The following is a 15,184-nucleotide window of genomic DNA, read 5'->3' as shown; positions in this document are numbered from 1 at the left end:
CCGCCCACCCGGTGTACCTGAGATCGACCCCGGCGCACGTGGCATAGGATCGGGGCCGTGGCCGACACTGTGAGCAATGCAGCGCAAACCCCCGACGTCACCCAGCCCTGGGCCGATCTCGGGCTGAAGGAAGACGAGTACCACCGGATCCGCGAGATCCTGGAACGTCGCCCGACCTCCAGCGAACTCGCGATGTACTCGGTGATGTGGTCGGAGCACTGCTCCTACAAGTCGTCCAAGGTGCACCTGCGCAGGTTCGGCGAACTCGGCCAGGAAACCGTCCGGGGGCCCCTGCTGGCCGGCATCGGCGAGAACGCCGGCGTGATCGACATCGGTCAGGGCTGGGCGGTGACCTTCAAGGTCGAGTCGCACAACCATCCGTCCTTCGTCGAGCCCTATCAGGGGGCGGCGACCGGCGTGGGTGGCATCGTCCGCGACATTCTGGCGATGGGTGCCCGTCCGGTGGCGGTGATGGACCCGCTGCGGTTCGGCCCGCTGGACGATCCCGACACCCGGCGGGTGCTGCCCGGGGTGGTCGCCGGGGTGGGTGGCTACGGCAACTGCCTGGGCCTGCCCAATATCGGTGGCGAGGTCGTCTTCCACGAGACCTATCGCTCCAACCCCCTGGTGAACGCGCTGTGCGTGGGCACTCTGCGTCACGAAGAACTGCACCTGGCGCACGCCTCGGGTACCGGCAACCAGGTGATTCTCTACGGCGCGGCCACCGGTGGCGACGGCATCGGCGGGGTCTCGGTGCTGGCCTCGGAGACCTTCGACGAGGACGGCCCGGCCAAGCGTCCGAGCGTGCAGGTCGGCGACCCGTTCATGGAGAAGCTGCTGATCGAATGCACCCTGGAACTGTTCGCCGAGGGCTTGGTGCACGGCATTCAGGACCTGGGCGGTGCCGGGCTCTCGTGCGCCACCAGCGAACTGGCCAGTGCCGGGGACGGCGGTATGCGGGTCGAGCTCGACCTGGTGCCGCTGCGCGATTCGACGCTCAGCCCCGAAGAGATCCTGATGAGCGAATCGCAGGAACGCATGATGGCGGTCGTCGAACCGCACAATGTCGAGCGGTTCATGGAGATCTGCCGCAAGTGGGACGTGCTGGCCACCGTGATCGGTGAGGTCACCGACGACGACCGGCTGGTGATCACCTGGCACGGCGAGGTGGTGGTGGACGTGCCGCCGCGCACCGTCGCCCACGACGGCCCGGTCTACGAGCGTCCCTACGCCCGCCCCGACGACCTGATGAACAAACTGGCCGATGATCCGGCCGAGAAACTGCCCCGCCCCCACGGCGGCCCGGCCCTGGCCGACACCCTGCTGCGGCTGGTCGGCTCGGCGAACCTGGCCGACAAGTCCTGGATCACCGACCAGTACGACCGCTATGTGCGCGGCAACTCCGTCCTGGCTCAGCCCGAGGACGCCGGGATGATCCGGATCGATGAGGAGACCGGCCTCGGGGTGGCGCTGGCCACCGACTGCAACAGCCGGTTCTGCTACCTCAACCCCTACCTGGGTGCCCAGCTCGCGCTGGCCGAGTCGTATCGCAATGTCGCGACCAGCGGGGCCCGTCCGCTGGCGATCACCGACTGCCTGAACTTCGGCTCCCCGGAGGATCCGGCGGTGATGTGGCAGTTCGCCGAAACCGTGCTCGGCCTGGTGGACGGCTGCCGCGAACTCGGCACTCCGGTCACCGGCGGCAATGTCAGCTTCTACAACCAGACCGGCGACACCCCGATCCTGCCGACCCCGGTGGTCGGCGTGCTCGGCGTGATCGACGACGTCACCAAGCGCACCCCGATCGGCTTCGCGAACGCCGGGGACACGATCTGGCTGCTCGGTGAAACCCGCAACGAACTGTCCGGCTCGGTGTGGGCCGAGGTGATTCACAACCACCTGGGCGGAGTACCGCCGAAGGTCGACCTGGATCACGAGAAGCGGCTCGCCGAGGTGCTGATCGGCGCCGCCGAACAGGGTCTGCTGAGTTCGGCCCACGATCTCGCCGACGGCGGCCTGGCGATGGCGCTGGTCGAATCGATGCTGCGCAACAACCTCGGCGCCGAGGTGGTCTTCGGCGACGATCCCTTCGTCGACCTGTTCTCCGAATCGGCCGGACGGGTGCTGGTCTCGGTCAACGAGGCCAACGAGGACGCGCTGCTGCAACTGGCCGACAGCCACGGCATCCGGGTCGCCCGGATCGGCCAGGTGGAAGCCGAACCGCGCTTCGTGGTGCGCGACCACTTCACCCTGACCCTGGACCAGGTGCGCGAAACCTGGCAGGCCCCGATCCGCAGGGCGATGGAGTCGCGCCCATGACCTTGATCGATGCTGTGGAACGAGCCCGAACCCGGGCCCGGGCCGACCTGGAACGCCTGATCGCGATCCCTTCGGTGAGCGCCGAACCGGCTCATGACGCCGACGTCGAAGCCGCCGCCCACGCAGTGGCCGAACTGTTCACCGAAATCGGCAGCCCGGATGTGAAGATCGTCACCGAAGGCGGCAAACCCGCCGTGATCGCGCACTTCCCCGGCCCGGAGAACACCCCGACCGTCGGCCTGTACGCCCACTACGACGTGGTGCCGACCGGCCCGAGCGACCAATGGACGAGCGACCCCTTCGACCCCACCGTCCGCGGGGAACGGCTCTATGCCCGCGGTGCCGCCGACGACAAGGGCGGCCTGGCGGTTCATCTGGCGGCCCTGCGAGCCTTCGACGGCAAACCCCCGGTCGGGGTCACCTGCATCGTCGAGGGTGAGGAAGAGATCGGCTCACCCTCCCTGGCCGATATCTTCGCCGCCCACGCCGACGACCTGGCCACCGACATCTTCGTGATCGCCGACTCCGGCAACTGGGCGGTCGGCCGGCCGTCCTTCACCACCAGCCTGCGCGGTATGGCCGACCTGACCGTCGAAGTTCGCACCTCCGAACACGGGGTGCATTCGGGCCAGTACGGCGGCCCCGCCCCCGACGCCCTGACCGCCCTGTGTCGACTGTTGGCGACCCTGCACGACGAGGCCGGCAACGTCGCCGTCGAAGGTTTCGTCGAGGCCGATGCCGGCGACCTGGAATACCCCGAAGCCGAGTTCCGCGCCGAGGCCGGGCTGCTGGACGGGGTGGAGCTGATCGGTACCGGCTCGATCGCGCAACGAATCTGGTTCAAACCGGCGATCAGCGTGATCGGCATCGACACCACCCCGATCGACAAGGCCACCAATACCCTGATCCCTTCGGCCCGGGCGAAACTGAGCATCCGTCTGGCCCCGGGCGACACCGGTGCCGAGGCCCTGGCCCGGGTGCACCAACACCTGCTGGCCAACGCTCCCTGGGGTGCCCGGGTGACCGTCACCGAGGGCGAATCCGGCGAACCCGCCCTGCTGCCGCTGCCCGACCACATCGCCGCGGCCGCCGACAAGGCCTTCACCGAGGCCTACGGGGTCGAACCGGTGCGGATGGGTATGGGCGGTTCGATCCCGCTGGCCCAGGCCTACCAACAGCTCTATCCCGACTCGACCGTCCTGGTGACCGCGGTGGTCGACCCCGACTCGCGCATCCACGGCATCGACGAATCCCTGCACCTGGGTGACTGGGAGAAGGCCTGTCTGGCCGAAACCCTGCTGCTGGCCGAATTGGGGGCCGGCCGCTAAGTGAGCGGAGGCTACCGCCGGCTGTTCGCCCTGTCCGGCCCGTCCTTCGTGCTGGTCGGGTTCATCGCCCGACTGCCGCAGACGATGAGCCAGATCGGCACCCTGCTGCTGGTCGCCTCGGTCACCGGCAGCTTCGGCATCGGCGGACTGTGCGCCGGCGCGCTGGCGGTGGCCAATGCCCTGGGAGCCCCGATCGGTGGCGCCCTCAGCGACCGGCACGGGCAGCGTCCGGTACTGCTGACCCAATCGGTCGGGGCCGCCGTCGGCATGGCCGCGCTGGTCATGCTGAGTTCGCAGGACGTGTTCTGGGGGTGGCTGCTGGTGGCCGCTGCAGCGACCGGACTGCTGATTCCGCAGGTCGGCACCCTGGCCCGGGTGCGCTGGCGCGAACTGAGCGTCCGCAGCGGCGGCGACCGGGGACGGCTGGTGGAGACCGCCTTCGCCTACGAGGGGGTCGCCGACGAGATCGGGTTCGTACTCGGCCCGGCCACCGTCGGGGTGCTCGCGGTGTTCGAACCCCGGCTGGCGATGTCGGTGGCCGCGGTGACCCTGCTGATCTTCGGGGTCTGGTTCGCCCTGCACCCCACCGCAGCGCTCACCGGCCCCGCGGCGCAGATACCGGCCGAATCCGGACGAGAACGTCTGCTGACCCCGGCATTGCTGTTCGTGGTGGCCGGGGTGGCCTGTATGGGAGCCATCTTCGGGTCGATCCAGACCGGCACCACGGCCCTGGCCACGGCCCAGGGCACCCCCGGCCTGGCGGGCATTCTGCACGGCCTGCTCGGGGTGGGCAGTGCGGTGGCCGGGCTGATGTTGCCCTGGCTGTCACCACGCTGGGGGCATGTGCTGCGGTGGCGGGTGTTCACCGCCGGCCTGGTGGTGTTGCTGCTGCCGTTGTTGGTGGTCGGCACGCTGACCCAGTTGGTGGTGCTGTTGATCGTGGCCGGTTTCCTGGTTGCTCCGACCCTGATCACCCTGTTCACCCTGACCGAGCGGGTCGCCCCACCGGCCAAGTTGACCACCGCGATGACGCTGGCGAACGCGATGATCGGCCTGGGCTATGCCGCCGGGGCCGGGGTGGCCGGACGGCTGGCCGACTGGGGCGGACACAACCCCGCCTATGCGGTGACGGTCGCCGCCGCAGCCCTGGGTGTGCTGCTCGCGGTGATCGGTGGCCTCAGATCAGTGCATCGGTGAGGTGATCGGGGGTGCCGAACCGGTGCGCGGTGATCGACACCGCCTGCTCGCGCAGGAAGGGCAGCAGTTCCACCCGGCCTGCCTCGGTCACCGGATGGGACACCACAGCCAGTTCCGGACGGCCGTCGGTCGCCTCGGCGAAGGCCGCCAGATCGTCGGCTTCGGCCCCGATGTAGCGAATCCGGCAAGGCTCCAGACCGCGCGCCGCATCCCGGAAGGCGGCCTCATCGGCCACCGACACCTCGAAGCCGGCAGCCACCAGAGCCGCCCGGATCGCCGGGGGAGGGGTCACGGCGGTGGAAATCCGCGGACGGGCCCCGGCCCGCAAAGCAGCACAGGCAACCCGCACCAAGTCGGCGACGCGGCCACCCTCGGCCAGCCGGATCACCCCACCGGGCATCGGCAGGTGTCGCAGGATGTTGCGTTCGGCCGGCAACCCGGTGACATCGCGGGCCACACCGAGTTCGGTCTGCCAGACCAGCTCGTCGGAGGCCACCGCGCGTTCCACGGCTGCGGCCTCCCGGGCGTTGATCGTGGTGCCGTCGGCCGCCGCGGTCGCTACCACCGCGTCCAGTAGCGCCCGTACCCCGGGATGGCTGGGATCGCGTCCCTCGGTGGCGGGCTCGGAGACCCAATCGACCAGCGGAATCAGGTAGCTCGGCCCACCGGCCTTCGCGGTCGGGCCTACCACCGAACGCTTCCAGCCGCCGAAGGGCTGGCGTTGCACGATCGCCCCGGTGATGCCGCGGTTCACATACAGGTTGCCCGCCTGGATCCGGTTCAGCCAGAGCCCGATCTCGTCCGCGTCCAGGGAATGGATGCCCGAGGTGAGCCCGAACTCCACCGCATTGGCGACCTCGATCGCCTCGTCCAGGGTGTCGACCCTGATGATGCCCAGGATCGGCCCGAAGTACTCGGTGAGGTGGTATTCGCTGCCCGGTTCGACCCCGATCCGTACCCCGGGGCTCCACAACCTGCCCTCGTCGTCGAGCCGACGGGGTTCGACCACCCAGGATTCGCCGGGCCCGAGCGTGGTCAGGCCGCGCAGCAGCTTGCCGGACGCCGGTTCGGTGAGCGGGCCCATCTCGGCCTCCGGCTGCCAGGGCCACCCGACCGACAGCGACCCGACCGCGTCCAGCAGTTGGTTGCGCAACCGGGGTGAGCGGCCCGCCTGACCGACCAGGATCGCCAACGAGGCGGCCGAACACTTCTGCCCGGCATGACCGAAGGCCGAGGCGACGATGTCTTTCGCGGCCAGGTCGTAGTCGGCGCTCGGGGTGACGATGATCGCGTTCTTGCCGCTGGTCTCGGCCAGCAGTTGCAGGTCGGGACGGAAACGGCGGAACAGTTCGGCGGTCTCGAAGGCCCCGGTGAGGATCAACCGGTCGACCCGCTCATCGCCGATCAACTCCGAGCCCAGCTCGTCCTCGGACAGGTCGACCAGTTGCAGCACATCGCGGGGGACTCCGGCCGCCCACAGGGCTTCGACCATCACCGCTGCGGTGCGCACGGTCGGCGGGGCCGGCTTGATGATCACCGGGGCGCCCGAGGCCAGTGCGGCCAGGGTGGAGCCGGCCGGGATCGCGATCGGGAAGTTCCACGGCGGGGTGACCACGATCAACCCGGCCGGACGGGGTGCGGCGCCGTCGATCCGGTCCAGCCCGCGGGCCAACTCGGCGTAGAAGTGGGCGAAGTCGATCGCCTCCGACACCTCGGGGTCGGACTGGTCGAGCAGCTTGCCCGCCTCGGCGGCGGCCACCTCCATCAACTCCGCACGACGGGCCTCGAGTTCGTCACCGGCCCGGTGCAGGATCTCGGCCCGCTCGTCACCCGACAAGGCCCGCCAGGACTCCCCGGCCGCCACCCCGGTGCTGATCCGGGCGTCCAACTCCTCGCGGGTGTGCACCCGGTTCGCGGCGACGGTCTCGGTGCCCAGCTCGGAGTCGTGGATCCGGGACCGGATGCCCTCGGCCCAGGCCTGATTGGCCGGCAGCGAAGGATCCGAATCAGGGGTGTTGACGAAACCCTCCCGACGCGCCGGGACGGGCGGCGCTGTGCGGTCCTGGATGCGGTGGGTGGCGGGCGCCTCCACCGCCAAGCCCTCCAGGGAGGCCAGGAAGCGGTCGCGTTCGCGGGCGAAGAGCACCTCGTCGTCGCTCAGTTCGAACACCGCCGACATGAAGTTGTCGTGGCTGGCGCCCTCCTCGAGCCGGCGGATCAGGTACGAGATCGCGACATCGAACTCACCTGGGTGCACCACCGGGGTGTAGAGCAGCAGCCCGCCGACGTCGCGGCGTACCACCTCGGCCTGCCCGGTGGCCATCCCGAGCAGCATCTCGAACTCGATCTTATCGGCGACCCCGCGCTCCTTGGCGACCAACCAGGCCAGGGCGATGTCGAAGAGGTTGTGGCCGGCCACCCCCAGGCGCACATTGCGCACCCGCTCGGGGGTGAGTGACCACAACAGCACCCGCTTGAAATGGGTGTCACTGTCCTGCTTCGAATCCCAGGTGGCCAGCGGCCAACCCTTGCCGGTGGCGGTCACCCGCTCCATCGGCAGGTTGGCACCCTTCACCAGCCGCACCTTGATCGGTGCCCCACCGGCGGCCACCCGTTCGGCGGCCCAATCCTGCAGGCGCTGCATCGCGCCGAAGGCGTCCGGCAGGTAGGCCTGCAGCACGATCCCGGCCTCCAGACGCTGCAACCGCGGGTCCTCCAGCAGCCGGGTGAACACCGCCATCGTCAACTCGAGGTCGTGGTACTCCTCCATGTCGAGGTTGATGAACTTGCGGGTCGGGTGTTCGGCCGCGAACAGGTACATCGGCAACAGCCGGGCAACGACCTCGTCGACCGTGGCGTCGAACCCCCACTGCTGATGCGGTGCGGTGGACGACGAGACCTTGATCGACAGGTAGTCGACGTCGTCGCGTTCCAACAGTTTGCGGGTGTCGGCGAGCCGCCGATCGGCCTCGCGCCGGCCCAGCACCGCCTCACCCAACAGGTTGATGTTCAGGTCGACGCCCTTGACCCGGATCCGGCCGACCGCGGAACCCAACCGGCTCGGGGTGGCGTCGATGATCAGGTGACCGACCATCTCGCGCAACACCCGACGGGCGATCGGCACCACCAGCCACGGGGCCACCGGAGCCAACGCCCCACCCAGCCGCAATGCCGAGCGCATCGCCGGGTTCAGGAAGCGGGGTGGACGCGCCGAGATCTGCTGCAACACCCGGGCCGCGGCCGACAGGTCTTCGGGACGGACCACCCCGTCCACGAACCGCACCGCGAACTCCAACCCGTCCGGATCCTGCAACAGGGCGGCGAGTTGTTTCCCGGCGGGGTCGGCCGGCACCTGCGCTGCGGCGTCCAACCAGGCACGAACCTGGTTCTCGACGGCGGGGGCGAGGGATCGCAGATGGGCCAGTTCGCTCATTCCCACACGGTAACCGCCACCCACTCGATGCGGTTCATCGGGGTTGCGGGCGCTAGGCTGTTCGGGTGTCTCGTCCGGATGGTCTGTTGACCCATGAAATCGACCCGCACGAACGCGGACCACAAGACGCCTGTGGTGTCTTCGGGGTCTGGGCGCCCGATGAAGAGGTCGCGAAGCTCACCTTCTTCGGCTTGTACGCCCTGCAACACCGCGGTCAGGAATCGGCCGGCATCGCGGTCAGCACCGGGTCGCGGATCATGGTCTACAAGGACATGGGCCTGGTCTCACAGGTCTTCAACGAATCCACCCTGAACTCGCTGACCGGCACCCTGGCGATCGGGCACGCCCGCTACTCCACCACCGGATCCAGCACCTGGGACAACGCCCAACCGACCTTCCGGTCCACCGCCCACGGCGGCCTGGCTTTGGGCCACAACGGCAACCTCACCAACACCGACGATCTCGAGGCCTGGCTGACCGAACGATCCGGGGGAGCGCCGGTTCCGCACAAGGAGCGGATGGACTCCAGCAACGACACCTCGCTGATCACCGCGCTGCTGGCCACCTTCGACGACCTCAGCAATGAGGAGGCCGCCCTCGAAGTGCTGCCGCACCTGCGCGGTGCCTTCTGCCTGGTCTGGATGGACGAGAACACCCTGTACGCGGCCCGTGACCCCCAGGGCATCCGCCCGCTGGTGCTCGGACGGTTGACCAGCGGCTGGGTGGTCGCCTCCGAAACCGCTGCCCTGGACATCATCGGCGCCCACTACGTGCGCGATGTCGAACCGGGCGAGATGGTGATCATCGACGCCAACGGGGTGCGTTCGCGTACCTTCGCCAAGCCGGAACCGAAGACCTGCCTGTTCGAGTACGTGTACCTCTCGCGTCCCGATTCGTTGCTGAACAATCGACGGATTCACAACGTGCGGGTGAAGGTCGGCAAGTATCTGGCCAAGGAACACCCGGTGGAGGCCGACCTGGTCATCCCGACGCCCGAATCGGGCACCCCGGCCGCGATCGGCTACGCCGCCGAATCGGGCATTCCCTACGGCCAGGGTCTGGTGCGCAATGCCTATGTCGGACGGACCTTCATCCAGCCCTCCCAGACGATGCGGCAGATGGGCATCCGGATGAAGCTCAACCCGCTGCGCGATGTGGTGAACGGCAAGCGCATCGTGGTGGTGGACGACACGATCGTGCGCGGCAACACCCAACGCCAGGTGGTCACCATGTTGCGCGAGGCCGGGGCCCGCGAAGTGCATGTGCGAATCTCCGCGCCACCGGTGCAATGGCCCTGTTTCTACGGCATCGACTTCGCCAGCCGCAGCGAACTGATCGCCCCGGGCATGTCGGTGGAGGAGATCGCCCGCGCGATCGGTGCCGACTCGCTCGGCTTCGTCTCGATGTCCAGGCTCGTCAAGGCCACCCACCGCTCCAGCGATGAGCTGTGCCGGGCCTGTTTCGACGGGGTGTATCCGGTGCCGATCCCGCCTTCGGCGGCGGCGATGGCCGGAATGACCGAACTTCCCCAACCGGATCTGTTCACGGAGGAGTCATGACCGAACCCACCGCCTACGCTGCTGCCGGCGTCGACATCGAAGCCGGTGACCGTGCGGTCGAGTTGATGAAGCATTCGGTGCAGCGCACCATGCGTCCCGAGGTGCTCGGCGGCCTGGGCGGTTTCGCCGGGTTCTTCGACGCCTCGGCCCTGGCCGGGTACCGACATCCGGTGCTGGCCTCGGCCACCGACGGGGTGGGCACCAAGGTCGCGATCGCGCAGGCGATGGACCGCCACGACACGATCGGGCTCGATCTGATCGGCATGCTGGTCGACGACCTGGTGGTCGTGGGAGCCGAACCGCTGTGGGTGACCGACTACATCGCCTGCGGCAAGGTGGTGCCCGAACGCATCGCCGCGATCGTCTCCGGCATTGCCGAGGGCTGCGTTCAGGCCGGTTGCGCCCTGATCGGCGGCGAGACCGCCGAACACCCCGGCCTGTTGGGCCCGGACGAGTACGACGTGGCCGGCGCCACCACCGGGGTGGTCGAACGCGAGCGGATTCTCGGTGCCGACCGGGTGCGTCCCGGTGATGTGGCGATCGCGATGGCCTCCTCGGGCCTGCACTCCAACGGCTACTCGCTGGTGCGCCATGTGCTGTTGAACGAGGCCGGATGGGCTCTGGACCGCGAGGTACCCGAACTGGGCGGGCCGCTGGGAGAGACCCTGCTGACCCCGACCCGGATCTATGCCAAGGACGTCTTGGCCCTCGCCGATGCGCTGGAGGTGCATGCGGTCGCCCATGTCACCGGCGGCGGGTTGGCGAACAACCTGGCCCGGGTGCTGCCGGACGGCATTCGGGTCGATATCGACCGTGGCAGTTGGCAGCCGGACCCGATTTTTTCGGTGGTGCAGGAGGTCGGCCGGGTGAGCACCGACGACATCGAGGCGACGCTGAACATGGGCGTGGGCATGGTCGCGCTGGTGCCCGCCGAGGCCGCCGAAGAGGCGGTCGCCCTGTTGGGTGGACGCGGCGTGCCGGCCTGGGTGTGCGGAACCGCCACCGCCGACGACGGACCGGGGCGGGCGGTGTTGCACGGCAATCACCGTTGAGATCAGTGAAATCGGAGGGGTCGGCCGAGGTCGCCGCGCCCGTCCGGTGAGCCCCGCTTGGCCCTCTTGCGGAGATTGGGTAGCCTGTCTGTCACGACATTAACCATCATGAGCCGCGGCACAGACCGCGAGCGACAAGTGCGAGGGGGTCGACCCATATGGGGCGCGGCCGTGCAAAGGCGAAGCAGACGAAGGTTGCCCGCGAGCTGAAATACCGCTCGGTGAACACCGACTTCTCCCAGTTGGAGGAGGAGTTGCGTGGTTACTCCGGCGCGGATATTCCGGACGAGTACGCGGACGACAATCATGACGACCCGTACGCCGAATTGGCAGCTCAGTACAACGTCGATGACGAGGACGACGACGGATACAGCCTGCGTAAAACCAGCTGACGTCACCTCATTGTGATCACCGGCCGACCCGGCGTCGGCTTCCTCGGTATGCCCGGGCAAGGGACACTCCTGCCCGGGCATCACCTGTTGTCAGCGACATGTCGGCGACCCCGAATCGGGGTCATCGGCACCGTCCCGAAAGCCCATCTCGACACGATTTAGCACGCTCGGGAAAGTGCGCTATAGTTCACGGGCTGCCTGTTACGGGCAGCATGGCTCTGGTAGTCAACCAGGCCCCGTAGCGCAGTTGGTTAGCGCGCCGCCCTGTCACGGCGGAGGTCGCGGGTTCGAGTCCCGTCGGGGTCGCGTAGGTTCCCTGGTGCGTGGTTCGCACCATCAGGGGTCGCCGCAAGGCCAGGTAGCTCAGCTGGTAGTAGCGTTCGCCTGAAAAGCGAAAGGTCACCGGTTCGACCCCGGTCCTGGCCACCAGAGAGAAGCAAAAATCGCCCGGTACCAAGACCGGGCGATTTTTTGTTTGCCCTCACGGGCGGGGTCGGGCGATCAGGTGTTGCGGCCACCCTCCTGGTTGCCGTTCTGCTCGCGGTACTGCGCCTCGATCCGGTCGCCGATCTCCTGATCCACGTTCTTCCAGTACTGGAAGGCCCGGGTCAGAACATCGCCGTGGACGCCGTCGGACAGGTGACCCACCACATTGTCGACCAGCATCGAACGCTCCTCGTCGTTCATCACCTCACGCACCAGGATGCCGGGCTGGGCGAAGTCGGTGTCGAGTTCGCTGCGCACGGTGGCCGGTACCCGCACCATGTCGCCGTCGACCTCCCAGGAGTCCTCGGCCGGGCCGGTGAAATCGGAGTAGGGGAAACCTTCCGAGTTCGGGGCATAGGGCGTGCGCGTGGACGGGATGTTGTAGGCCATCGGCCCGTCGAAGGCGTAGGTCTGCACCTCGGTCTTCGGCTGGTTGACCGGCAACTGCAGGTAGTTCGGGCCGATCCGGTGCCGGTGGGTGTCGGAGTAGGAGAAGATCCGGCCGAGCAGCATCTTGTCCGGCGACAGGCCGATGCCGGGCACCAGTGAGGAGGGCTCGAAGGCGGCCTGCTCGATCTGGGCGAAGAAGTTCTGCGGGTTGCGGTTCAGCGTCATCGTGCCGACCTTGATCCGCGGGTAGTCGCCCTTGGGAATCGTCTTGGTGACGTCGAAGGGGTTCACCCGGTAGTTCTTCGCGTCCTCGTACGGCATCACCTGCACGTAGAGGTCCCACTTCGGGAAGTCGCCCCGGTCGATCGCCTCGTAGAGGTCGCGGCGGTGCACGTCGGCGTCCTTGCCGGCCAACTCATCGGCCTCGTCCGCGGTGAGCCCCTCGACGCCCTGCTGGGACAGGAAGGCGTACTTGACCCAGAACTTCTCGCCGGCGGCGTTGATCCACATGTAGGTGTGCGATCCGTAGCCGTTCATGTGCCGGTACGACTTCGGGATGCCGCGGTTGCCCATCAGGTAGGTCACCTGGTGCGCCGACTGCGGGTTCAGGGTCCAGAAATCCCACTGCATCTGGTGGTCGCGCAGGCCGGTGTCGGGACGGCGCTTCTGGGAACGGATGAAGTGCGGGAACTTCATCGCATCGCGGATGAAGAAGATCGGGGTGTTGTTGCCGACCAGGTCGTAGTTGCCCTCGTCGGTATAGAACTTCAGCGCGAAACCGCGCGGATCGCGCCAGGTGTCGGGCGACCCCATCTCGCCGGCCACGGTGGAGAAGCGGGCCAGCATCTCGGTCTTCGCGCCGGGCTGGAAGAGCGCGGCCTTGGTGTAGGCGCTGACGTCCTCGGTGGTTTCGAAGACACCGAAAGCACCCGAGCCCTTGGCGTGCACCACCCGCTCCGGCACCCGTTCGCGGTCGAAGTGGGCCATCGTTTCGAGGAAGTGCACATCGTGCAGCAGGGTCGGGCCGTCCGGGCCGACGGTGAGCGAGTCGCGATCACTCGGGGCGGGTGCGCCGAAGGCGCTGGTCGAGCCGGAGGGGTCGGTTCCGGGAACGTTGTCGACATTGTCGGCGTTGTCGGCCATCAGATTCTCCTTATGTGTGTGTTCGGTTGCGGTGGGGTGTGGGTTGTTGCGCTTTCGGGGACGGGGTCCCGGCAGGCGGGGCAGACGCCCCAGTAGATGACCTCGGCCTGGTCGATCAGATAGCCGCGGTCGTCCTCGGGGTACATGCAGGGGACGTCGTCGCTGCGACAGGCGATGTCGGACACCGCGCCACAGCGACGGCACACCGCGTGGTGATGGTTGTCGTGCGGGTCGAGCTCGTAGCGGGCCGGTTGGCCGGCCGGTTCGACCCGGCGCAACAGTCCGGCGTCGGTGAGCGCCTTCAGGACGTCGTAGATCGCCTGGGTGGACACCGCCCCGAGGCGACTGCGCACCAGGGTGCGGATCCGCTCGACATCGGCATGGGGGTGGTCGGCCAGCTCGGTGAGCACCGCGACACGCGGCGCGGTGACCCGGAGTCGGGCCTCGCGCAACAGAGTCGGCGCGTCAAGCATGTGACCAGCGTAGACCCAAAAAGTGGAATCAATCAAGATTAGGAAGAGGCTGATTTTGTGATCTTTGTGGCTCGTGCGGTCTCGAGCCGGATGGTGGCCGTCCACCGGGTGGCCGCGGCCGCGATATCCTCACGAAGTCAGTGCTGATCGAAGAACGGAATGCGCAACGATGAACGGACAGTGGATCTTCACCGAGCATGCCCACGGCGATCGGTGGGGTGGGCTCGGGTTGCGCTCGGCCGGCGGGATCAGCGCCTCGGAGTGGTTCAACCTGTCGGGTGGTGCAGCACTGCTCTTGGTGCCGGACGGCAAGTGGAACGAGGGCGGCCGCTGGCATCTCTACTACATCGCACCCGGCACCACCCAGCCGGTGAATGTCGACCACCTGCTCAAGGAGGTCGACCCGGTCTACCGGCGCAATCCGGTGCACTGGGCCGAGGTCGAGTCCCGGTGTGTCGAACTCATCAATCATCTGCTCGGTGATGTCATCAACTACGCCGACATCGTCGAGGGCTACCGCGAGGGGGTTGCCCTGCGCAACCGCTCGTCGGAGGGCGATGGGGCCGATGAAGAGGCGGAGCAGCCGTCCGGGGAGTGACTCGCCCGGGAAGTTAACGAAACGCCTCCCAAAGGTGAACAGAAGGTTAACGACTTCTGCTAAGGTAGAAGCCTGAGCGACCTGAAGGAGGCGTCACATGACCTCGTTGTTGGATCTCGATCACCAGTTCGAACGCATTCAAGCTTCTCTGGTGAACGATTATGAGGGCGTCTTCACTCCCGATGAGGTGCGCGAGGCGTACGCCACCGCCCGTGAGCACATCCAGCCGCAGGCGACCGTCGAGGAGTTTCTGCCCATCCTGTCCGAACGGATGGCCCGGCACCTGCTGACCGCCAAGGGGCAGGCCGAAGGCCGACTCACCAAGCCGCTGCCCGAGGTGCTGTTCGCGTCCGAACGCAACTCGGCCCGCTCGCACATGGCCGCCGCGCTGATGCGGGTGTTGTCGGAGGGCAAGGTCAACGTGCGCTGCGCCGGAACCCACCCGCGGGGCGGGCTCGATCCGCTCGCGGTGCAGGTGCTCGCAGAACGTGACATCAAGATCCAGGAACCCTACCCGCTGCCGTTCAGCACCAGCCTGGCCGACGCGGCCGACTACGTGGTGGTGCTCGGGTCACACGACTTCCACAGCTACCCCGGGATCACCTGGCTGGAGTGGGAGGTCGACAGCCTCGACGGCGAAGGCCTCGAAGGCGCCCGCGAGGTACGCGACCAGCTCGAGGAGCGGGTCCGTGAGCTGCTGACCCAGATCGAGGCCTCGGGCCACTTCGCCGCCTGAGCGACAGGCCCGCGGCCTGCGCCGCCGGGGCGCCTCGGCGCATTAGATTGGCGCCATGGCAGGCACAGAACCCGACGG

11 protein-coding genes and 2 tRNA genes are annotated in these 15,184 nt (G+C 67.9%); 10 read left to right on the top strand and 3 right to left on the bottom strand.

Going from position 1 to position 15,184, the window contains the following annotated elements; translation table 11 throughout:
• Positions 1-57 precede the first annotated feature (57 nt).
• From purL to ACR4XW_RS03610, 3 genes are read left to right on the top strand one after another with little or no spacing between them, the layout of a single operon-like run.
• Entirely contained in the window at positions 58-2,319 is a 2,262-nt protein-coding gene (purL, locus tag ACR4XW_RS03620) for a phosphoribosylformylglycinamidine synthase subunit PurL (protein ID WP_434759136.1), read from the top strand.
• On the top strand, positions 2,316-3,647 hold the full coding sequence (locus ACR4XW_RS03615; protein WP_434759135.1) for a dipeptidase: 1,332 nt from the start codon (positions 2,316-2,318) through the stop codon (positions 3,645-3,647). The genes purL and ACR4XW_RS03615 overlap by 4 nt, the downstream gene beginning before the upstream one ends.
• Positions 3,648-4,844, top strand: coding sequence for an MFS transporter (locus ACR4XW_RS03610; RefSeq protein WP_434759134.1), 1,197 nt, complete (start codon positions 3,648-3,650; stop codon positions 4,842-4,844).
• On the opposite strand, the gene ACR4XW_RS03605 is transcribed toward ACR4XW_RS03610, so the two are convergent.
• Positions 4,825-8,277 carry a bifunctional proline dehydrogenase/L-glutamate gamma-semialdehyde dehydrogenase gene (locus ACR4XW_RS03605; protein ID WP_434759133.1) on the bottom strand — a complete coding sequence of 1,151 codons (3,453 nt, stop codon included), beginning with the start codon at positions 8,275-8,277 and terminating at the stop codon, positions 4,825-4,827. The genes ACR4XW_RS03610 and ACR4XW_RS03605 overlap by 20 nt on opposite strands.
• A gap of 65 nt (positions 8,278-8,342) precedes the next feature.
• Between ACR4XW_RS03605 and purF the strand changes: the two genes are divergently transcribed.
• The 5 genes from purF (at position 8,343) to ACR4XW_RS03580 (ending at position 11,709) form a co-directional block, all read left to right on the top strand.
• Complete coding sequence (gene purF, locus ACR4XW_RS03600) at positions 8,343-9,836, top strand: amidophosphoribosyltransferase (protein ID WP_434759132.1); 1,494 nt, start codon at positions 8,343-8,345, stop codon at positions 9,834-9,836.
• Entirely contained in the window at positions 9,833-10,888 is a 1,056-nt protein-coding gene (gene purM / locus ACR4XW_RS03595; RefSeq protein WP_434759131.1) for a phosphoribosylformylglycinamidine cyclo-ligase, read from the top strand. Before purF ends, purM begins: the two co-directional genes overlap by 4 nt.
• Positions 10,889-11,046: 158 nt before the next feature.
• Positions 11,047-11,280, top strand: a complete 234-nt coding sequence (locus ACR4XW_RS03590) for a DUF3073 domain-containing protein (RefSeq protein ID WP_434759130.1) — start codon at positions 11,047-11,049, stop codon at positions 11,278-11,280.
• Between the two features lie 232 nt (positions 11,281-11,512).
• Positions 11,513-11,586, top strand: a tRNA-Asp gene (locus tag ACR4XW_RS03585).
• A 46-nt stretch (positions 11,587-11,632) separates the two neighbouring features.
• Positions 11,633-11,709: transfer RNA gene (locus tag ACR4XW_RS03580), tRNA-Phe, on the top strand.
• A 72-nt stretch (positions 11,710-11,781) separates the two neighbouring features.
• On the opposite strand, the gene ACR4XW_RS03575 is transcribed toward ACR4XW_RS03580, so the two are convergent.
• Both ACR4XW_RS03575 and ACR4XW_RS03570 read right to left on the bottom strand, forming a co-directional pair.
• Positions 11,782-13,299: a catalase gene (locus tag ACR4XW_RS03575; RefSeq protein WP_434759129.1), complete on the bottom strand. Its 1,518-nt coding sequence runs from the start codon at positions 13,297-13,299 to the stop codon at positions 11,782-11,784.
• Complete coding sequence (locus tag ACR4XW_RS03570; RefSeq protein ID WP_434759128.1) at positions 13,299-13,772, bottom strand: Fur family transcriptional regulator; 474 nt, start codon at positions 13,770-13,772, stop codon at positions 13,299-13,301. Before ACR4XW_RS03570 ends, ACR4XW_RS03575 begins: the two co-directional genes overlap by 1 nt.
• 169 nt (positions 13,773-13,941) lie before the next feature.
• Here ACR4XW_RS03570 and ACR4XW_RS03565 point away from each other — a divergent pair, with 169 nt between their 5' ends.
• Positions 13,942-14,370 (top strand): hypothetical protein, encoded by a 429-nt coding sequence (locus ACR4XW_RS03565; RefSeq protein ID WP_434759127.1) that lies wholly within the window; start codon positions 13,942-13,944, stop codon positions 14,368-14,370.
• Between the two features lie 97 nt (positions 14,371-14,467).
• Positions 14,468-15,106 (top strand): arsenate-mycothiol transferase ArsC, encoded by a 639-nt coding sequence (locus ACR4XW_RS03560; protein WP_434759126.1) that lies wholly within the window; start codon positions 14,468-14,470, stop codon positions 15,104-15,106.
• Positions 15,107-15,184 lie beyond the last annotated feature (78 nt).

This window comes from Pseudenemella bisphenolivorans, from assembly GCF_051133435.1.
GTDB lineage: Bacteria > Actinomycetota > Actinomycetes > Propionibacteriales > Propionibacteriaceae > JAAYAO01.
Note: the sequence above shows the minus strand (reverse complement) of the source record. Positions and strands in the feature narration are given on the sequence as shown.